The following is a 21,587-nucleotide window of genomic DNA, read 5'->3' as shown; positions in this document are numbered from 1 at the left end:
CGATAGTGTTCTGCTGGGGAAACGTCGGGTGCGGGGATTTTAGTTTAGCTTTCCGCCCGTGACGTCCCGATTACGTGCCCTGCGCGACCACCTCCTGTCCTTTTACCTCGGCGACCGCTTTTTCGGTGGTCTGGCCGTGATCGCTACGGCGTCCGCCCTCGGTTTCTGGTTTCCGCCCCTGTTCCCCGTGGCGGTCGCGTGCCTCTGTTTTCTAGTAGGGGCCGCGGGCTACGACGGGTGGCAACTGGCCACGGTAGCCGACCTCCTCACGGTCCACCGGAAAGCCCCTCCCGTCTTTTCCCTCGGGGATGCCCTCGATGCCCGGATCCTGGTGCGCAACTCCAGCGCCGCCGTCCTTCACCTGACCATCTTCGACGAGCTGCCGGTCCAACTGCAGGAGCGCAACCACCGCCTGCAGGGGCCGGCCGCGCCCCGCAGCGAGGTCACCTTCCGCTACCCCCTGCGGCCCACGAGCCGCGGGGTGTATGCCTTCGGCGATGTCAACGTGTTCGTCCGGACACGGTGGCGACTGCTCGAGCGGCGGCTGCGGGTACCGCAGGCCGAAGAGGTCGCCGTACACCCCAGCCTGCGTAATTTAAGTCAGGCCACCCGCCTCGGTCCCAGTCAGGCCGCGGTGGGGGGGCAGCGGCGGCCCAGACCGGTGACCCGTAGCTACGAATTCGATCAGATAAAGGAATACGTGCGCGGCGACGACTTGCGTACCGTGAACTGGAAGGCGACCGCCCGCCGGGGGGAAGTGATGGTGAACACCTACGAGGTCGAACGGGCCCAGCGCATCTACAGCCTTATCGATAAGGGGCGTACCATGCTCATGCCGTTTGGGGGGCTCAGCCTGCTCGACCACGCCATAAACGCCACCCTGGCCCTGACGCGGGTAACCTTGCAAAAGGGCGACCGCGCCGGCCTGCTCACCTTTTCGGACAAGCTCGGTGACCTGTTACCCGCGGACAACAAGCCCGATCAGTTCCGCCGGATGCTGCAAACCCTCTACCGCCAGCGCGAGCGGGAGGGGGAAAGCGACTACGATCTGCTGTACTACGCAACGCGACGGTTCCTGCCCGCACGCAGCCTTCTCCTGCTGTTCACCAACTTCGAAAGTACCTACGCCCTCGACCGCGTGATGCCCGTACTCCGGCGGGTGGGGCGGCACCACGCCCTGGTGGTGGTCCTCTTCGAAAATACCGAGATCGCGGATCTGCTGGAGGGGGATACTCCGGACCTCGCCAGCGTCTACCGCAAGAGTATGGCCCGCCGCTACCTGCAGGAGCGGCAGCTGATGGCCCTGCAGCTGCGCCGCAACGGCATCAAGGTGATCCTGGTACGTCCGGAGGAGCTGACCGGTGCCGTGATCGACAAGTACCTCGAACTGAAGGGACACGGGTTCTAGTAGAGGCCGGGGAAGAACACGTCCTCGTAGTGATCCAGCGTGAAGTCTGCCGCAGATCGGTAATGGATCGCGATCAGGTCAAAGCGTATTTCCCAGTCGTGGCCGACCTCCGCCGTGTAGGCCGCCGCCGCGCGGCTGATGCGCCGGCGCTGATCGGGACGATAGAAGATGCTCGGATGGCCGAAAGCGACCGAGGTCCGAGTCTTGACCTCCACGAAGACCAAAATCGCTCCCTGGCGGGCGATGATGTCGATCTCCGTGCGGCGGTAGCGGTAATTCGTCGCCTCGACCAGGTAGCCACGGTCGGTAAGGTGCTGACGGGCGAGGGCTTCGCCCCGGTTTCCGGTCTTCTTCCGGTCGGTCATGTGCCAAAGCTAGGACTTGTCGGACGATGCGGGCGCGGATTGGCGGCGCGCGCCGTTATCTTTAGGCCGCCAAACCCCGTGCCCCATGCGTTATGCCTTCCTGCTACTTTTTGCCCTGTTCCTGTCTACCAGCCTGCTCCGTGCCCAGACGCGTGAGGACGATGCGCGGGACGACCTCAACTACGGCAATGCAAAGCGCGCCGTGGAGGGCACGGGCGGCGACATCTGGTACGGAGCCGGTGCCACGATCGGATTCTCGGCCAGCAACTACAGCAGCAACTTTCGCATCGGCGTTTCGCCCATGGTCGGCTATAAGTTCAACAACATCTTTAGTGCGGGACCCCGGGTGAGCCTCATCTACAACCGCTTCACTCTGGAGCCGGACCTCAAGGACAACTCCTTCACCTGGTCGGCCGGGGTTTTTACGCGGGCAAAGATTTACCGCGGCTTTTTCGCCCACGCTGAGTACAGCCTGGTCAGCGAGAAAACCTTTGGCTACCTCACCAACTCTCAGGGCAATGTCAGCCTGGAAGTCCTGCGGCGGACGCGGCCCATTCTTTTTCTCGGCGGCGGCATCAGTCAGGGCGGCGGCCCCGGGGCGGGCGGCTTCGAATTCCTCGTCCTCTTCCGGATGATCTCCGAGAAGTACCTGAACGACGCGCCCTACGAAATCCGCTCCGGCTTCAACTATAACTTCTAGCACGAAAAAAGCCCCGTCACGTAGCACGTGACGGGGCTTTTTTAATCGATGAGTAGCGGACTACTTTTTGTTGCTGCTCAGGAGGTAGCCGAAGTTGTTGCGGAAACCGGCCACCTTGGTGGGGTTCCACTTACCCTGTTGTACCTGGGAGATCACGTGATTAACGATCTCGCTGACGCTTACGTCCGCGGGGTTCTCGCCGCTGGCGAGCCGGGCCTGGTAGATCTTACCGATCTCGGCGGTCATGAAACCGCTGAGGGCTGCCTGGGTGGCACCGCCGATAAGGAACTTCAGGGGGCTGAAGGCGCGGGCCAGGCTGGTGGCCACTCCGGTGATGAGGCGGCTACCCAGGGAGGTAATACCGGTGGTGATGGTCATACGGATCATCTGGTCGTCGACGTCATAATCGTACAGATCGGCCAAATCCTTGATCATTTTTACCTGGATCGCCGTCATGGCAATGACGTCAAGTCCGAAACTCGGGATCAGACCCGCGGCCGTTCCATAGAGCGCGTACCGGCGGATGATGCTGTCGGCCTGGTCGGCTTTGCCATCGGGGCCGTTCTTGGCGGGAAGATTCTGGCCAGATGCCTGCACGGAGGTTTGGGTGGCGGGAGTGGGGGTAGTAGATTCGGTGGTTGCCATGATAGCGGTATGTTTTGTTGTTTTTCGGTATCTATACAACCCGGCCCAACGCGGTAGATGTTCGTTATTCCACCCATTTTAGGGTCTTACTCCCCGTACTGGTCCAGCAGGAGCGAAGCGAGCTCCTCGCTGTTGATGGTTATGGTACCGGCAGCTTCGTCCACGTGCACCTGACCGTTCCGGAAGTGATCCTTCGTGCAGCTCAGGCTGATGCCGCCAACACCGGCGCGCAGGTAGAAGCGATTACGCAGGGCTTTATTGTCGACGCGGAAGCCCTCTTCCAGGTCACTTCCATTCTCGTTCAGCATATCCTGCAGCGGCTTTTCGTTGCCGTAGAAGTGCTCGTCGAAATCCTGCACCCGTATCGTATGCTGGGGGGCCTTCGCCGCGTACTTGACCAGCGCCTTCTCGAAGTCGCCCTCATTCATCGCGAAGCCGGTTTCCCGGTCCTTGGGTACGGGCAGTTCCTCCACCAGTTCGAGGAAGCTCTGCGTCAGTTCCCCGCTGGTTTCCGGCCGGTCGATACCTACCCAGTCCGTAAAGTACTGACTGATGCTGCTCTGCGTACGGGCGTGGCGGATCATCTGCACGTTGCGACCGTTGCCGGCCAGCAGCCGCGCCGCCATGGCCATGTTCTGGACGTCAAGGTAGGCGGTAGACTGCAGCCGGAGACGGTCGTGCTCCTCGTCGTCGACAAAGACCAGCCCCTCCGTATTGCGTACCATATATATACCCAGCATCCGCTGCTCGTCCATGGTGTAGTCGGCGAACAGCAGGTAGCCACCCTTGGCGCCGGTCACCCCCTGCAGACTGTCCTTCAGGACGGCCATCGCGTTCTGGCTGAAGGCCAGGAAGGGATTGCGGGTACGCCCCTCGTCGAGCCAGTTCTGGTAATAGGCGGGAAACAGGCCCTCATCGGGCGCCAGCAGGTAGCCCTGCAGGATATCGGATTTGCGCTCGAAGAGCATATCCAGCCGCCCGATCAGGTCGACGGCCTGCTCGGTGATCGGCAGGGCTTCCTGACTGAGCAACAGGTCGGCTTCGGCCATTTCCGGCTGCTTCTTTAGTTCGTGTACGACGGCGTGGTGAACGATTAACTGATCCATGCGGGCAAGGTAGTGCAGTATTTTAGTTCGGTCGCCGTATTGCGGCACCTTCGGGGCCTCCCTGCCAACGCAACCGGAAAGCGACTGGGGTGTTATTCTTTCTGTATTAAATGTACCTACAACTATAACGCCATGAAAACCGTCTATCACCCCGCCGCTTCCCGCGGTCACGCCAACCACGGCTGGCTGAATACCCACCATACCTTCAGTTTCGCGAGTTATTATGATCCCCAGCGGATGCAGTTCGGAGCTCTTCGCGTACTCAACGACGACGAGGTGGTCGCCGGGCGCGGCTTCGGCAGTCACCCGCACGATAATATGGAGATCATCTCCCTGCCACTAGAGGGCGACCTCGAGCACCGCGACAGCATGGGCAACACCACCGTCATCCGGGAGGGCGACATCCAGGTGATGAGCGCCGGTACCGGTGTGGTACATTCCGAAAAGAACAAGAACCTGGATCGCGCGGTCAAATTCCTCCAGATCTGGGTATTCCCGAAAGAGCGCGGCGTCGAGCCCCGCTACGACCAAATTCATCTCGACGCCGGGGCGGAGCGGGGCCGCTGGCAGGTGGTGGCCGCCCCCGAGCCCCGCGACGGGGCCGTATGGTTGCACCAGGATGCCTACTTCAGCATTACGCGAGCGGAGCGCGGACAGGCACTGGACTACCCCCTGCACCAATCCGGCCACGGCGTCTACCTCTTCGTGCTGGAAGGTAGCGCGGAGGTCGACGGGCATTCCCTGGGCCGCCGGGACGGACTGGGCATCACCGAAACGGAAACGTTCCGGCTGGTGGCCGGGGCGGAGGGGGCGCGCGTCCTGGCTATGGAGGTGCCGATGACCGTCGGCTGATTTAGCGGCTGGGGGAAGTGGCATCACCCGCGAAGGTGACGATACGCACGTCGGTGGCCCCGGCCGGTAACCATACCGTACGGCTGCGCTGACTCAGGTAGCCACTGCCGTAATACACCTCGGTGAGCGTTGGCCGGCCGTCGAGGGTGTACGTCACCCGTTGCGCGTCGGCGGGTACCCGGACCGCCCGGGGCGCTTCTCCCGTAAGGACGAAAGCCCGGGTGCTGCCCTGGTTTTCGGCGGCCACGAGGGTCGGGAGCCCCCCGACGTTGACGACGGTGAGGCTGCGTCCGTTGCCGGGAACGAAAAAGTCGTGTTCGGCGGCCTCGGTGAAGGTGTGGCGCTCCGGATCGAAGGTGAGGACGAGTCCGTTAAGGCCGTCCAGCATCCCCATACCCGTCTCCGTGCCGAAGTCGTTACCAATGGCCACGAGGTCGGGATAGCCATCGGCATTGACGTCGATGGGCTGCATCCCGAAGATCGGGGCCACCTGTGCCGACCTCGGAAGCGAATGAGCGGTAAAATTGCCGTCTCCGCGATTCTCCAGCCAGGCCGACCGCAGGTAGTTGGCGCGCAGGGCGGTTACTTCGGCGGCGGGGAAGTTGGCGAGGATCTCCTCCATCGTAGCCCTTCCGAAGGCCTCGTGCCGTGGGTAGATACGCTTCAGGGCGATGATCTGCTTTTCGGAGTCGTTACGCTGATTGTGCGGGAATTCCTGGTACGTGCCGTCCTCGGCAAGGGCGTAGTCGGCCACCAGGAGGTCGTACCCGCCGTTGCCGTCGAAATCCCCCCCGTACAGGCCCACGTAGTCGCTTCCGCTGCCCCCATACAGGTTATTCTGACCGAAGTTTCCGCAGACGTAATCCAGGTCGCCGTCGCCATCGAAGTCCGCGGCCACCACGCTGTTCCACCACCCCACGTAACTGCCGAAGGCCTCCGGCGTGGCGTCGTGCAGCTCGCCGTCCCGGTTCTCGTAGAGGCGGGGCGACATGCCCTGGCCAACCACGATCAGGTCCACCCAGCCGTCGTTGTTGTAGTCGGTCCAGAGGGCGTCGGTGACCAGGCCGAAGGCGGAGAACTCGGGCGCGGACGTAGGTGCGAAGTGTCCCCGTCCGTCATTGTAGAGCAGGTAGCTGTCCACGGGTGCGGGAAACCGGCCGGGATGCAGGCGCCCCCCGACGAAGAGGTCCAGGTCGCCGTCGCGGTCGACGTCCGCCGCACGTACGCAGGAGCCGCTCGACCGTAGGTTCGGCAGCGCGTCCGGGGCCGGGCTGAAGGTGCCACGGCCGTCGTTGAGCAGGAGTCGGTCGATCAGTTCCGGGCGGTCGATCGAGTACTCGCTGCCACCACTCACCAGGTAAAGGTCATCGTCTCCATCACCGTCGGCGTCAAAGAAAAGAGCCCCGAGCTCCTCGGCGTCCGCCCGGTCTTCCGGGAAGGGTACCCGTTCGAAGGCGGGTTGCCCGTCGGCGCCGGTCGTTTGCAGCAGTAGTTCGCCGGAGAAGAAATGGGAACCGCTGCGGTAGAGATCGTCGCGGCCGTCGCCGTCGACGTCTCCGACGGCCAGTCCGGGCCCGTACTCCGAGAGCTTGTGGGGGAGCAGCGGCTGCACGTTGAAGTCAATGAACAGGCTGTCCCGGTGGCGGGGTAGGGCCGTGAGAAGGTCCGGCGCGGCCCGCAGGCCTGGGCTGGCGGACCGTGCGACCTCCGTGGCGGGCACCGGCTGCCCGTCCGTCTTGCCCAGCGTGATCCGCTGGTCCAGGCTGATGTTCTTATACAGGTAGCGCGAGCCGTCGGGCCAGTCGATCCGCACGTCCAGTACCGAATCCGAGGCCGAAAATCCGAAGTGCAGTACATCGGCTACGCTGGACAGGAAGCCGCGTACGGGCTGCTGGTAAGCGGTCTGCTCCCCGCGGCGGGAACGAACGGTTACGCGTGCCCCGATGGCCTGGGTGTTGAGCCCCTCGCCGGTGAGGCGGACCTGCAACCAGCGGGTGGAATCGGCCCCCCGCCCGGTGGAGATCAGGTCGTTGCGAAAGAGGAAGCAGCTGTCGTTGATGTTATTCACGACGTAGTCGAGGTCGCCGTCGTTGTCGAGGTCGGCATAGGCGGCACCGTTGCTGAAGGAGGGGTAGTCAAAACCCCACTCCGCGATGCGTTTGGTGAAGCGGGGGATGGGGGCCCCGTCGTTTTCGTAGGCGTAGTTGGGTATCTTGACCGAGGGGATTTGCGCCAGACGGGTCTCGCGGCTGGCCAGCCGCGAGACCTGCACGTTGTAGTCCATAAAGTCGCGGTCGGTAACGTCGCGCGGGAAGCCGTTGGTGATGAGCAGGTCGCGGTCGCCGTCGTTATCCACGTCGGCCGCCAGGGGACTCCAGCTCCAGTCGGTAGCGGACACTCCGGCCAGCATGCCGATCTCGGTAAGTACGAATCCACCGTCGGCGCGCGCGCGGTTGAGTTGCAGCGCGTTACGGGAAAACTGCGGCAGGTAGCCGAAGCGGTCGTTGTTCAGGTAGGCGTTGTAGTTGTTGGGGGCCATCATGGCCTTGCGCCGGAGGTTATTTTCGGGAAACATATCGACGGTGAACACGTCGTCCCGGCCATCGCCATTGAGGTCGGCCACGTCGTTGCCCATGGCCGAGTAGCTGCTGTGCTTGAGTACCTCGCCGGCGCGGTCGGTGAAGGTGCCATCCTGGTTATTGATCCAGAGCAGGTCGTTGCTGACGTAGTCGTTGGTCACGTAGATGTCCGGCCAGCCGTCGGCGTTGATGTCACAGACCGTGACGCCGAGGCCGTAACCTTCCTTCAGGATGCCGGCCTCTCGGGTCACGTCGGTGAAGCGCGGCAACCCTTCGGCGGCGAGGCCGTCGTTGCGGTAAAGCCGGTCGTTTTTGCGGCCCGTGCCGTCGGTGATCTTGGGCAGGTAGCGGTTGGGGAGCGCGCGGTCGTCCATTTCATTGACCAGCACGTAGAGGTCGAGGTCGCCGTCGCGGTCGTAGTCGAAGAATACGGACTGGGTACTGTGGGTGGTGTCGGCGATGCCGCAGATCGCGGCGACCTCCCGGAAGCGCGGTACGGCGGGGCCGCCGCCGGCCGCCGGAGAGGAGCCTTCGTTGAGGTAGAGTAGGTTGGCCCGGCGCTGCCCGGGCGTGTAGACCGTCGCGTTGACGTAGATATCGGGCCGGCCATCCCCGTTGACATCCGCTACCGTCACCCCACTGCACCAGCGTCCGCGCCCGCTCACGCCGGCGGTTTCCGTCACGTCGGTGAAGCGGAGATCGCCGAGGTTGAGGAAGAGCCGGTTCTCGGCCGTATTGCCGGAGAAGTAAAGATCGGTAAGCCCGTCGTCGTTGAAATCGGCGGCCCCGACGCCGCCGCCGTTGTAGACGTATTCGAAGTCTAGAATGTTAAACGTGTCGTTTTCAGTGATCCGATTTGCGAAAGTGAGGCCGCTTTTTTGGGTCGGAATACGTTCGAACAGCGTGGGTGCTTCGGCGTCTCCACAGGACAAAACAAGAACCAGTGCGCCAGAAATAAGCGTTAGAGGAAATTTCATATCTGTAATTAAACCGGGCGCAAGATAACGTTGCGTAGTGCGGCAGGTGCAAGACAATGCCGTACATCGTCGGGCAAACGTGGAATTTTCCCCTCTCCTTATCTTCTAATTATTCGGTATGTTAGCGGCGTGTTAGAAATATCTGGTTAATGTTAACTAGCACTCGATCAACAAAAATTGCCTCACTTACTTAATCTCGATCATGAAACAATTATTGAGCCTGTTGATGGCGCTGCTGTGCTCAGCCGCCATCTACGGGCAAACCACGGTGACCGGAACCATTACAGATCCGGACGGATTTCCGCTGGTGGGAGCTACCGTTCTAGCCAAGGGTACCTCGGCCGGTACCGTCGCGGACCTGGACGGTAACTACAGCCTCACGGTTCCGGAAAACGTAGTAGACCTCATCTATTCCTTTACGGGCTACGAAACCCAGACCATCACCCTGAGCGGGCAGACGGTCGTGGACGTGGTCATGACGGAGGGTGTAGCCCTGGACGAAATCGTCGTTACCGGTTACGCCGTAACCAGCAAGCGGCAGACCACCGGTGCCATCTCCACGGTCAGCACGGAGGAGCTTACCGCTATCCCCTCGGGTAACGTCGAGCAGCAGCTGCAGGGCCGCGCGGCCGGTGTAACGGTCATCACCAACGGCCAGCCGGGAACCCAGTCCATCATTCGCGTCCGCGGCTTCGGTTCGTTCGGCGGCAACAACCCGCTCTACGTGGTGGACGGTGTACCGCAGACCAATATCGACTTCCTGTCCCCGGACGACATCCAGAACACCAGTATCCTAAAGGATGCTGCATCCGCCTCGATCTACGGAGCGCGTGCTGCCAACGGGGTGGTTGTCATCCAGACCAAGCGGGGCAGCGCCGAGCCCTCTCCGCTGCGGGTAAGCTATAACGGCCTGGTCGGCTTTACCGATCCCGGTAGCGGCAACCCCATCCTCAGCCCCGAGCAGGACGCCCTGAAAACCTGGGAGGCCATCCGCAACACCGCTGCCGCCAACGGTACCGATCCGGTGTTCGACCACCCGCAGTACGGCAAGGGCAATTCGCCCGTGGTACCCGACTACATTCTGGTCGGCGGTATCGGCGGCGTCTCCGGCGAAATCGACCTCGAAGAACAGCGGAACCAGTACAACATCGACCCGAATGCGGGTCCGCTGTACCAGGTCGTTCGCGCGAACCGGGAGGGAACCGACTGGTACGACGAGATTACCCGCCGGGCCATGGTCAACCGCCATACGGTCGGCTTTACCGGTTCGACGGAATCCGCTCGTTACTACGTCAGCCTGGGCGCCCAGATCCAGGAAGGTATTCTGCTCAACAACTCCTACGAGCGGTACACCGCGCGGATGAATACCGAGTTCGACCTCGGCAGCCGCCTGCGCTTCGGGCAAAACCTGCAATTTACCCACCGCAAGACCCTGGGCCTTACCGGCGGCGGGGGAGGTGCCGGCAGCGCGAACGAGGAAAACCAGATCCTCTCCGCCTTCCGCCTCAACCCGCTGATCCCCGTCCGTGACGTCTTCGGCGGCTACGCCGGTACCCGGGCGCCCGGCTTCGGTAACCCCCGCAACCCCGTCGCCGAACGGGAAGGACTGGCCAACAATCAGAACTTCGACAACATCGCCTTCGGCAACCTGTACCTGGAGTTCGATCCTATTGAATCCCTCACCCTCCGCAGCAGCTTCGGCGGCCGCTACACGGGCTACAACGGTCGCGCTTACGGCCGCTCCACCTACGAGAACGCCGAAAACATCGGTAGCTTCTCCTACAACGAATTCCAGGGGTACAGCACCGACTGGATTTGGACCAACACGGCTACCTACGCCACCGAGTTCTCCGGCGGACATAATCTCAATGTTCTGTTGGGTGTAGAGGCTCTCGAGATCGGCAAGAACCGCAACAGCAACGGCTCGGGCATCAACCCCTTCAGTGAGAGCCCCGACTTCGTGTCGCTCAATAACGTCAGCAGCCGCGTGGTCACTTCGGACTTCAGCAACGGCAGCCGCTTTTACTCGGTCTTTGGCCAGCTGAATTACAACTGGAACGACCGCTACTACCTCACCGGTGTACTGCGGCGCGACGGTTCGAGCCGCTTCGGTGCCGACAGCCGCTACGGAACCTTCCCCGCCATCTCCGCCGCCTGGCGCGTGACCGCCGAGCCCTTCATGCAGAACCAGACGCTCTTTACCGACCTGAAGATCCGCGGTGGATGGGGGCAGATGGGTAACTCGAACAACGTCTCCGGTGACAACCGCTTCTCGCTCTACGGCACGTCGCTGGGTGCTTCGAGCTACGACATCGGCGGCACCAACTCGTCGGCCATCGCCGGCTTCTACCGCAGCCGTATCGGAACGGAGGCCGCCCGCTGGGAAACCTCCGTTACTTCCAACGTAGGTTTTGACGCTACCCTGGCCGGTGGCAACTTCGACATCATCGTCGACCTGTGGCGCAAGCAGACCAACGACCTGCTGGTACAGCTGGCCGTGCCCAACGTACTCGGCCCATCCGCCACGCCGCCGTCGGTCAACATCGGCAGCATGCTGAATGAGGGCATCGACGCCCAGTTCATCTACCGGACCAAGATCGGTTCCGACTTCAGTATCGAGGCTACCATCAACGGTGCCCTGCTGCACAACGAGATCACCAAGTTTACCGACGACGTAGACTTCTTTGATACCAACGTAGCCAGCCCCCGGATCAACGGTACCATCGTGCGCAACCAGGTTGGCCAGCCGCTGTCCAGCTTCTTCGGTTACAAGGTTACCGGACTCTTCCAGAGCGCCGCGGAAGTGGCGAACGCTCCCACCCAGGAAGGTGCCGCTCCCGGCCGCTTCCGCTACGAGGATAACAACAGCCGCAACGATGCCGGAGAACTCACGGGTGTACCCGACGGGATCATCGACGAGGCCGACCGTACATTCCTCGGTAGCGCCGTACCGGACTTTACCGGTGGCTTCAACCTGCGCCTCAACTACAAAGGCGTCGACCTGACGACCTTCTTCTACACCGCACTCGGCGGCGAAGTCTACAACTACTCTAAGTGGTTCACGGATTTCTACGGCACCTTCGTAGGCGCCGCGGTTTCGACGCGCGTGCTGGACAGCTGGACGCCCCAGAACCCCAACACCGACGTACCGATCTACGAGAACGTCTCCAACTTCAGCACCTCTACGCAGTCGAACAGCTACTACGTGGAGAGTGCCGACTACCTGCGTCTGCAGAACATCGCGCTGGGCTACACCTTCCCCGACGAGCTGTTCAACGGCGCGCTGACCAACTTCCGCGTTTCCCTGGCCGCGAACAACCTGTTCACCATCTCCGGATACGATGGCCTGGACCCCGCCGTAGGCGGTGCCGCCGATACCCTGTTCGGCGTCGACCTGGGTAACTACCCGGTCACGCGGGGCTACAACTTCAGCGTAAGCCTCGGATTTTAATTAGTGAGTATCGGGCACCCATCGACCAAGATGCGGTGGGTGCCCGGTGCGTCACGAACACATTACAACAACAACATCATGCAGACCAAACAACGTCTCACGTATCTATTTGTCGCCCTTTCGGCGTTCGGGTTGGCTTTTCACAGCTGTTCCGACAATTTTCTAGAAGTGGCCCCGACGGGCTCCCTGAACGAGTCGGTCCTGAGCAGCCGCGCCGGTATCGACGGGCTCCTGCTGGGCGCCTACTCCCAGTTGGGCGGCCGGGGCAACTACTTTTCCGGTGCTTCCAACTGGACCAACGGCTCTATCCAGGGCGGTGATGCCAACAAGGGTACGGAAACCGGTGACTTTACCGATATTAATCAGGTCGTCGAGTACCAGCTTACCCCCACCTCCCGGGTCCCTTCCGACCGCTGGAACGGTCTCTTTGAGGGCGTTGCACGCTCCAACGCGGCGATCTCCATCGCTCAGGGCTCCGAAGATCCCAACGTTAGCGAGGAATTCCGCACCGGCGCGATCGCCGAAGGCCGGTTCCTGCGGGGACTGTACTACTTCCAGTTGAAAATTTCCTTCGACAAGGCGCCCTTCATCACGGAGAACATGACCTCCGAAGAGGCCGTCACCACCCCGTCGTCCGGTCTCTGGCCGGAAATCGAGGCTGACTTCAAATTTGCCTACGACAACCTGCCGGCTATTCAGGACCAGGCCGGACGCGCTAATAAGACCGCCGCCGCCGCCCTCCTCGGCAAGACGTACCTTTTCCAGAAGAAGTACCCCGAGGCCAAGAACCTGTTTGACTGGGTGGTCGAAAACGGACAGACCGCCAACGGACAGGCCGTCGGTCTGATGGAAAACTACCCTGACCTGTTCAATGCCGCCTTCGACAACAACAAGGAGTCGATCTTCGCGATCCAGGCAGCCGCGAACACGGGTACGGTCAACAACGCGAACCCTGACTTTGTACTCAACTTTCCCAACAACACCGGCTCCAGCGGACCTGGCGGTTGCTGTGGATTCTTCCAGCCCAGTTTCGACCTGGTCAACTCCTTCCGCACCGAAGACGGTAAGCCCATCTTCGACGAGGGGTACCGCAGCGCCGATAACGAGATCGTTTCCGACTTCGGCCTTGCCTCCGCCGATCCCTACTCGATCGACGACAAGCCGGTGGATCCCCGCCTCGACCACTCGGTAGGCCGTCGGGGTATTCCCTACCTGGACTGGGGCCCCTTCCCCGGCCGCAACTGGATCCGCGACCAGGGCCACGGTGGTCCTTACGCTCCCAAGAAGTTCATCTACTACGCATCGCAGGAGAACACTTTCTCCGATGGTACGAGCTGGACCCGTGGTTACCCGGCCGTGAACTACATCGTCGTCCGCTACGCCGACGTGCTGCTTATGCTGGCCGAAACCGAGATCGAACTGGGTGACCTCGACCGGGCCAAGGACCTGATCAACATGGTCCGCGAACGTGCCGCTAATTCCGTACTGGAAGATTCTCCCGCCAACTACGAAATCTCTACCTACGACGACCTGGGCAGCCAGGATAACGCCCGTAAGATCGTGCAATTCGAAAGAAAGCTGGAACTCTCCGGTGAGGGCCACCGCTTCTTCGATCTGCGTCGCTGGGGCCGTTTGGAAAGCTTCATCCCCGGTTACATCAACTACGAGAAGCAGTACCTCCCCGTCCAGTTCGGCGGCGCGGTCTTTACCTCCCCCCAGGATCTCTACTACCCGATCCCCCAGGGACAGATCGACCTGCAGGGACTTGATGTACTCGGACAGAACCCCGGCTACTAGTAGTCTACGGGTTAACCGCTACCGCGAGTGGCCAGGATTCTACGGAGTCCTGGCCACTTTCATTGTATGTGGTCGGGTAGGAGCCGTTTTCCAGGTGCACACGTACCGACGGCTGGCCTGAGGGGGCAGGCTTACGGTGCGCCCGGCGACTCCGCCAGGAACCTGGTCGCCGGGAAGAACCCACTCGGCGTCTACCGCAGGATCACCAGCTTCTCGAGGTCCCCATTGATGACGTTGGTTCCGTCGCCGATCAGCCGTACCTGGTAGAGGTAGACCCCCCGCGCCAGCGGATCGCCGTAGTCATCGAGACCGTCCCAGCGAATGCAGTCGTCCTGCCGCACCGAGCCATCACTGACGGCGAAGGGGGCCTCAAGGGTCTTCACGAGCCGCCCGTTCACGGTATAGATCTGGATGAGGGCGTCCACTTCCTGACCCACCAGCGTATGGTCGAACTGGAAGCAAGTAGAGGTGGTAAAAGGGTTGGGGTAGTTCAGAACGTGGGTCAGTGCGTTACCCGAGCTGTTGGCCACGATAAAGTCGGTGGTGGAAACGGCGCTGTTGTTGGCAACGTCCCAGGCCCGTACCGTAAGGGTATGGCGGCCGGGCTCGAGGTCGAACAGGGGGTAGCGGACCTTGCCGCTGCGGAAGTTATCCACGTCCGCTTCGTAGTAGTCGTTGAGTACGATCGGGTTTCGGGAGTCTTCGTCCAGTACGGCTTCAAGATCGTGGCCGATGCTGTTGCCCGTAACGTTGATGCCCAGGTCATCAGAGAGGTGCAGCAACAGGACGGGGTCCGGATCGACCTGTGACCCCGGCACGAAGTCGGTATCGTCGAGGAAGATGTCCACTACCGGCCCCTCGTCGTTGCCGTTGCTCGCATCGCCCGTACCGCCGATGATCAGGCGGTCGTAGTAGCCGGCTGCGTCGGTGCGGGCCGACCGGTCGGCCGCGTAGTAGCTGATCTTGGCCTGGCCGAAATCGTAGTCGATGTCACTGGGAACCACGAATTCGAAGCTGAACTTCCCGTTGGTGACGGTTGCCCGGCCCCGAAAAACGATGTTGCGCTGCACATCGATCTCCAGCAGGGGGCTGTCGCTGTCCTGCTGAAGGGTAGGCACCGTTTGCTCCTTATCGAAGATGGTGGGATAGACCTCGCCATTGAAGGTGCTCAGCAGGTTGCCACTGACGTCGACGATCTCACCGCTGACGCGCATTTGCTGCAGTGCCCGCACCGTATCGGAGCGGGTAAGGTCCACGGGTAAACTGTCGATGCCGGTGGTGCGTACCGCGTGCTGCGGGAAGGCGATTACCGTAGCCGGATCGCCCAGCAGGGTGTACTTCCTGGCGTTCTCGGTGTCGCCCGACAGGAAAGATCCCCGGTCGATCGGCGTGGTTTCGTTCTTGGCGATGCGGATGATGTCGCCCAGGCTACGCCACTCGCCGCCGGGGCGGTCGAGCATGGCCTGAACGGTATTGTTGGTGAGCTCGTAATTCCGGGTGGCGAACACCGGGCGCGTCGTGGTCATGAGCGCGATCACGCCCCCGCGTGGGGTAAGCAGGGCCTCCTCTCCGGCGCTGACGAAGCTGGCGTCGTCGTAGTTACTGAAGGTACAGGTGGCGGTAATGAAGACCGGCGGCTGAATGGGGTCCGGCGAACCGGCGGGGCGGGTCCAGTTACGGATCTGGGGAATGGTCAGCACCCGCTCCTGGGCCCAGCCGCGCGGTCCCCCGTGGCCGAGGTACGTGACGGCCAGGGCGCCGCGGAAGACGGCACGGTCCAGTCCCTCGGTGATATCGGGGAAGCGGTCGCCGGCCGAGAGGCTTTGCTGGGGAAACAGGTCAAAGTAGAGCTTGTCAAAATTCAGGTCGGGTTTACGGCTCTGTACGGCGTCCGCTACCCGGTTGACGTCGATGGTGTGCTTGCCGCCGTCCTCATCGTCGCCGACGAACACCATGCGCGTACGCCAGTCGCCGAAGGCGGAGGGGTCGGTATCGTAGCGGACAAGCTTGTCCACCACGGGGCCGGCCTCGTCGGCGGATTTGATGGGCAGTCGGCCTACGGCGATGCTCAAGTCCGGGGCCAGCGGCTGGTTGTCCACGGCGGGCGTCATGATGCCGAAGAAGTCGTCGGCGGGGAAGCTTTTGACCTGGGTGAAGGCCCCGTCGTGTTGGAAGGTGGGGATGAAGTTGGTGCCGAGCCCGTAAATGTCGCGGTGGTCGAAGCTCCCGTCGCCGAACAGCAGGAGGTACCGCAGGTCGGCGTCCCGCTCGTAGACCATGCGAACGAAGTTGCGGATGGCACCGACGTCGTCGCGGCCTCCGCTGAATTCGTTGTAGACTTCCTGGGTGGATGCTACCCGCACCGTGTAGCCATTGTGTGCCCGACGATGCTCGGCGAGGACCTCGGCCTGGGCGCGAAAATCCGGGTGGGTCACGATGATCATGTCTGCCGCGTCGATCGCGTGAAGGTTCTGGTTGGCCACCGGACCTACGGCCCGCGGCGTCAGCAGTTCGCTATTGGACCGAAACGCGACGTACTCGTATAGCGAGCCGGCGGCCGGGGCGGTAAACGTACCTGCGTTCAGGGAAGCCGCGCGAACGTCCTGGCCGTCGATGCGCCACACGCGGGCGTCGGCGGGGGGGCTGGCCAACCGGAAGGTCACGGCCGCCGCTTCGTCGGTTTCGGTATCGCGGAAGGTAAACTGGTTCTGCCCCCCGAAGGACAGGCGGCGGCGGCCACGGATCTCGATCCAGTCGAGCCACGCCTCGCTCTGGTTAGCGCCGGCGGGGATAGGGTAGGAGACCCGTACGTTCACCCGGTCGCCGCTGGCCGGAGCGGTGCCCACCAGCTCGGTGGGGATGGCGGCCGAGCGCTGCTCTTCCGCGCCGAAGATCACCGCCGGGGCGGGCGTGCTCCTGATTTCGTTGTTATTTACTTCTACGGAAAAGGTGCTCCGGGCCTCCGAGCGGAGCGCCATCCGGGCGCGGACCCGGAGCGGCCGGTCGGTCAGCAGGTCGGGGAAGGTGACCAGGTTGGGGTAATTGCGCTCGCGGGAAATCTTGAAAAACTCGCCGAACCACGACTGGCCGGAGCCGTGGCTGTTGCCCCCCAGTTCGTGGAGGATATTGTAGCGGTCCTCTTCGAAGCGGAAGAGGACGTCGTAGCTGTTCGTCTCCGTGCCCGCACTGGCGGTAGGCAGATCGGAAACGCGGCGGCCACGGCCGGGGGTCCCCACCTGGAGGTAGTAGTAGTTTTCGGTGGCGTAGATGTTCTTTGTATACCGGAAGCGGTCACCCGTGGCGTCATACCTCCGGCTGTCGGGCCCGTCTCCGTACAGCAGGATGTAATCGCCCCCGTCGAAGCTGCCGTCTCCTTCCCCCTCGATCTGGATCGCCTGCTCGTAGAGGTCGTCGGGGGGCATGTCGTTCACGGTTTCCGGCAGCATGCCGCCTGGCTGGCCGAACACCTTTATGTCGCGGGGGTCAACGCCGGTCAGATCCACCTTGAGCTGGTCGGTCAGGTACGAGCGGGTAAGTTTGTACATGCCGGAGGTAGGTACCGCAAAACGGTATACCGAGCCGCTGGCCAGGACGGAAGTACCGGCGAAATCGGAGCGTCCCCGGCCCGCGACGAGGGCCGCGGCGTCGGGGACCAGTCGGAAGGTAAGGGCGGTAAGGCGGCGCAAACCGGAAGCGTCGCGGATAAGCGCGGGACCGCTGACCTTGCCCAGCCATCCGTCCGGTTGTCGGCTGGCGGCGTAAGCGAAGGAGAATTCTTCCGCGGGTGCCGCGTCGAAGGCGGCAGGTGCCGTGAAGGGCTCGCTCTCCAGCCCGAGGACCTCCACGCGCATGGCGGTGCCGGAGGGTACCGAAAAGGCATGCACGAACGCCGGGAGTTCACCGGACTTCTCCGCACCTGCGGGCCCCGCCGCTTCCCCCGCCAGCCGGTACGACAGCACCACGCGCCGCTCGCCCTCCCACTCGATCAGCGTCGGTTCCCCCCATTCGACCAGTAGCCGGTACGTTGCCTGAGCCGAAAGTGAGGTGTAAAATAAGAGGCAAAGCAGGGGGAGCAGGGGCTTCAGCATAGAACGGCATTAGGGCCTGAAATTAAGATACAGTACCGGTCGGGAAACGTTGTCTGGCGCGGGCAGATTGCCGTTGTGCGGGGGGCGGCTGTCGGAAAGGCGACCGCCCGGCGTACCGATTTGGAAAGCGACACCGCAGCGATTAGCTTTAGGCATGCCCCGATCCTTCGTCCTGCCGCTACTGCTTTTGCTGCTCTGTTGCTGCCCCGGGGCCGGCGGCGCGCAGGATGCGGTGTTTAGCCAGTTCTACGCCTCGCCCCTCCAGCTGAATCCCGCCTTCACGGGGGTAAGCGCGGCCCCGCGAATCACCCTGAATTACCGCAGCCAGCATACGAGCTATCCGAGTGCGTACACCACCTTTGCCGCTAGCTTCGAGCAGCCGGTGAATAATTCACCCTCCAGCTTTGGCTTCCGGATGCTGACCGATAGTCAACTAGAAGGCTTATATAAGAACAGTCAGTTCGCCATCGTCTACGCCTACGATGTACGGGTCAGCAAGGAGTTGCACGCCCGCATCGGGCTCAGCGGGGGACTGCTCAGCAGCAGCATTGATTTCGGCGGACTGGTATTCGGCGACATTATAGATCCCCTTACCGGGGCCGGCGGCGTAACGGAGGAACAGTTGGCGGGAATTTCCAAGACGTCGGCGGACCTGGGTGCCGGCGTGCTCTTTTACGCCAAGAACCTTTACGGGGGGTTCAGCATCGAGCACCTCAACCGGCCCGATGAGGGGTTGCTCGCCCTCGACAATAACCTTTATGCCGGGCGGCCCCAGCGCTTCAGTCTGCATACCGGCGCCCAGTTCGACCTCAAGCGGTATAGCAACCCGCGGCGGCCGGCCTACGTAACTCCTAATCTGCTCTTCACCAGCCAGGCCAGCTTTCAGCAGCTGAACCTCGGGGCCTACTTCGGCTACGGACTGTTTTCTGTCGGGGGGTGGTACCGCCACGCTTTCGGGAACCCGGACGGCTTTATCGCCGCGGTAACGTTCCGGGAGGATATCCTCCGGATCGGCCTGAGCTACGACAGCGTTATATCGGGTTTGCGCAACGTTCCCGGTGGCCTGGGCGCCACCTTCGAACTGAGCTTTGCCATTGACTTCGGCAACAGCGCGGAGCTGCAGCGGCGGCGGCACGCCGATCGCTACAACGACTGCCTAGGCATGTTTCGGTAGCAACCTTTAAAACAAATTGGGAGAAATGGCATGCGCGCCTTACATTTGGGGCCATCGCTGACCGCTTGGCGTATGCGCAATAAAAAAGCGCCAACCGAAATGCGGTTGGCGCTGTCGTTATAATTTCGCTTAAACCGGTTAGCTGACACGAGGCTAGTTATGTCAACCACTCCTTTGATGAAATTAGAACCCCACATTCAGGGTTGCGAATTATAACTAAAGAGACACTATGAACAAACACAATTTCATAAAACTCAAGAATTAGATCTTCGTAGAAAGTTAGTTTTAGGTGTTTTCCCGTTTTCGATAGTACAAATATACAGGGGCAACTGAAGGAAAAACAAGCAAAAACGCCTGTTTTGCAGCACTAAAAAGCCCCTTCTGTTTTAGCTTAGTTTTTTCAATGTGTTGATTTACTGTATATTAGAGGCACCGAAATAGTTCCAAAACCCTTAATTTCGGAATGTCCTCATGGAAGATATAAGAGAGCTTTTAGAGGTAGCCCCCACGAAAAAAGTGGGCAAGCTGCTCAAAATCAGCCAAGCGAAGGGCAAACAGTCCATGATTGCCGAGCTACATGCCCTTGTACGCAAGGGAGATCTCACCGAAGAAGAGATCGTAACCAAACTATACGGTGAGGAAGCGACCAGCAGCCATCCCGCCTACCGGGCGCTGAAGAGCCGCCTGCGGGATCTCATCACTACGGCCATCATGGACGATGATGTGTACTCCGCCAACTACCGTACCTACGATAATGCCCAGGTAAACGGTTACCGCCAGCTTAATCTCATCAGCCTGCTGCTGACGCGACGGGCCTGGCAGAGTGTGAAGTACCTGGCCCATCTTACTCTCCGCCGGGTACAGGACTACGAGATCCTGCCCATCAATAGTAGGCTGACTTCGATCCTGGCGGGCCTGTATCTGGGGGTTGGCTTCGATGAGAAGCAATTTCTGAAGTACCAGGCCCTCGCCGATCACTACGCCGAGGCCGAGCGGGTACTTAATAAGGTTTCCAGCTACTACCGGGAAATGCGGCGCATGATCTATGCGCACAAGTTGCTACCGAACGAAATTGGCGAGGAGGTATCCGGGTACGTAGCGGAATGCGAGCCACTGGTGAAGCAGTACCCCACCGTGTCGGCTATGCAGGCCACCTTCTTCATCATGAAGGTGCACAGCCTGACCCTGCTGGGCGATTACCCGGAGGCCATTCAGACGGCCAACGAGGCGGAAACCGTACTGCGTAACTGTAAGGGAGCCGGTAACCAGTCCCTGAGCCTAATGGCGCTTACCCGCGTGGAGTGCTCGGTCAAGCTGCGGGATTTCAAGGAAGGGTACCTGCAGGTGAAGCGGGCCAAGGCGATGATTGCCGAAGGCTCCATCAACCACCTGAAGCTTTCCGAATACGCGATAACGCTGGGACTGCAGACCGGCAACTTCGACTACGCCTACGAGCAACTTGCGGTGGTCGACCGTCGTGCGCTCAAGCGGCTGCTGAAGCAACAGCACGTCGAATACTGGCTTATCCTGGAGGCTTACATTAATATTCTGATCCTGGCCGGAAGAATTGATCCGGACCAAATGAAGGGTAAGCTTCCGGATTTCAAACTGTTCAAGTTCGTGAATAACGTCCCCTCGTACTCGAAGGACAAGCAGGGCATGAATATCCAGATCCTGATATTACAGGTTCTCTACTTGCTGATCAACGATCAGTACGGGCGCATCATTGACCGGACGGACGCGCTCATACGCTACGGCAGCCGGTACCTGATGAATAACGAGAACCTAAGGAACAACTGCTTCTTTAAGCTGTTGCTTACCGCCGAAAAGTCAAACTTCCACCGGGCGGCAACGTTGCGGAAGTCGCAAAAAACGTACCAGAAGATGGTCAGCCCGCAGGCGAAGCTTCTGGGTCGGGCCAACAGCACCGAAATAGTTCGGTATGAAACCCTGTGGGAGATCGTCCTGGAAAACCTGGAGACCAGTAGCCCCGACGGAAGAAAGCTGCGGGTGAGGGGCAAATAGGGGCAGCTGCGGCGGGGAAAGGATCGGCCCTCGGGCGATTAGAAAATGATATCCTCTACCATAGTGAAATCGGGTTGCGGGCCGGCAAGGGTCCTAGGTGAATAATGAAGGTGATCTCGATAAGGCGTAAGTGCCGGGCGTGGTGAGTTCTAAAAGGGGTGCGGGGAGGCTAAAATTGTGCCTACTGCCTATTTTACAGAACGTTACACGTATCGGATTATGTTGTGGGTGGGGCGGAATTAAGCACTTCTCGCCCGGTACAGGTAATTCCTGACGTTCGCTGCGGACTAGGCGCGGGTGATGATGTCCTCGACGACGATGTTGTTGGAGGCTACCTCGGCGCTGCGGGTGATGATGTCCTCGACGACGATGTTGTTGGAGGCTACCTCGGCGCTGCGGGTGATGATGTCCTCGACGACG

The 21,587-nt window shown here is 61.2% G+C and carries 12 protein-coding genes; 7 read left to right on the top strand and 5 right to left on the bottom strand.

Features of this window, described 5'->3' with window-relative positions; translation table 11 throughout:
* Positions 1-58: 58 nt before the first annotated feature.
* Positions 59-1,408 (top strand): DUF58 domain-containing protein, encoded by a 1,350-nt coding sequence (locus tag DQG19_RS18545; RefSeq protein ID WP_116127797.1) that lies wholly within the window; start codon positions 59-61, stop codon positions 1,406-1,408.
* Here the strand turns inward: DQG19_RS18545 and DQG19_RS18540 are convergent.
* Entirely contained in the window at positions 1,405-1,773 is a 369-nt protein-coding gene (locus DQG19_RS18540; protein ID WP_116127796.1) for a YraN family protein, read from the bottom strand. The two genes, DQG19_RS18545 and DQG19_RS18540, sit on opposite strands and share 4 nt — an antisense overlap.
* Positions 1,774-1,858: 85 nt before the next feature.
* On the opposite strand from DQG19_RS18540, the gene DQG19_RS18535 reads away from it, so the two are divergent.
* A complete protein-coding gene (locus DQG19_RS18535) occupies positions 1,859-2,473 on the top strand; it encodes a hypothetical protein (protein ID WP_116127795.1) in 615 nt (204 codons plus the stop codon).
* A gap of 60 nt (positions 2,474-2,533) precedes the next feature.
* On the opposite strand, the gene DQG19_RS18530 is transcribed toward DQG19_RS18535, so the two are convergent.
* Together DQG19_RS18530 and DQG19_RS18525 are read right to left on the bottom strand one after the other, a co-directional pair.
* Complete coding sequence (locus DQG19_RS18530; protein ID WP_116127794.1) at positions 2,534-3,118, bottom strand: DUF697 domain-containing protein; 585 nt, start codon at positions 3,116-3,118, stop codon at positions 2,534-2,536.
* Between the two features lie 86 nt (positions 3,119-3,204).
* Complete coding sequence (locus tag DQG19_RS18525; RefSeq protein WP_157974597.1) at positions 3,205-4,224, bottom strand: nucleoid-associated protein; 1,020 nt, start codon at positions 4,222-4,224, stop codon at positions 3,205-3,207.
* Positions 4,225-4,356: 132 nt separating this feature from the next.
* On the opposite strand from DQG19_RS18525, the gene DQG19_RS18520 reads away from it, so the two are divergent.
* Complete coding sequence (locus DQG19_RS18520; protein ID WP_116127792.1) at positions 4,357-5,076, top strand: pirin family protein; 720 nt, start codon at positions 4,357-4,359, stop codon at positions 5,074-5,076.
* A gap of 1 nt (position 5,077) precedes the next feature.
* Here DQG19_RS18520 and DQG19_RS18515 read toward each other — a convergent pair whose 3' ends face one another.
* Positions 5,078-8,632: a VCBS repeat-containing protein gene (locus tag DQG19_RS18515; protein ID WP_116127791.1), complete on the bottom strand. Its 3,555-nt coding sequence runs from the start codon at positions 8,630-8,632 to the stop codon at positions 5,078-5,080.
* A 202-nt stretch (positions 8,633-8,834) separates the two neighbouring features.
* Here DQG19_RS18515 and DQG19_RS18510 point away from each other — a divergent pair, with 202 nt between their 5' ends.
* A complete protein-coding gene (locus DQG19_RS18510; RefSeq protein WP_116127790.1) occupies positions 8,835-12,083 on the top strand; it encodes a SusC/RagA family TonB-linked outer membrane protein in 3,249 nt (1,082 codons plus the stop codon).
* Positions 12,084-12,161: 78 nt separating this feature from the next.
* Positions 12,162-13,880 (top strand): RagB/SusD family nutrient uptake outer membrane protein, encoded by a 1,719-nt coding sequence (locus tag DQG19_RS18505; RefSeq protein ID WP_116127884.1) that lies wholly within the window; start codon positions 12,162-12,164, stop codon positions 13,878-13,880.
* A 191-nt stretch (positions 13,881-14,071) separates the two neighbouring features.
* Here the strand turns inward: DQG19_RS18505 and porU are convergent, their stop codons facing one another.
* On the bottom strand, positions 14,072-17,968 hold the full coding sequence (porU, locus tag DQG19_RS18500) for a type IX secretion system sortase PorU (RefSeq protein WP_116127789.1): 3,897 nt from the start codon (positions 17,966-17,968) through the stop codon (positions 14,072-14,074).
* 154 nt (positions 17,969-18,122) lie between these two features.
* Between porU and DQG19_RS18495 the strand changes: the two genes are divergently transcribed.
* The gene (locus DQG19_RS18495) at positions 18,123-19,142 is read left to right on the top strand and encodes a PorP/SprF family type IX secretion system membrane protein (protein ID WP_116127788.1); all 1,020 of its coding nucleotides are present in this window, start codon (positions 18,123-18,125) and stop codon (positions 19,140-19,142) included.
* 471 nt (positions 19,143-19,613) lie between these two features.
* On the top strand, positions 19,614-21,167 hold the full coding sequence (locus DQG19_RS18490; protein WP_116127787.1) for a hypothetical protein: 1,554 nt from the start codon (positions 19,614-19,616) through the stop codon (positions 21,165-21,167).
* The last annotated feature ends 420 nt before the right edge of the window (positions 21,168-21,587 follow it).

Source organism: Lewinella sp. IMCC34183 (assembly GCF_003390915.1).
Lineage (GTDB): Bacteria > Bacteroidota > Bacteroidia > Chitinophagales > Saprospiraceae > Neolewinella.
The sequence above is the reverse complement of the archived record's forward strand: the minus strand, read 5'-3'. Positions and strand labels throughout refer to the sequence as shown.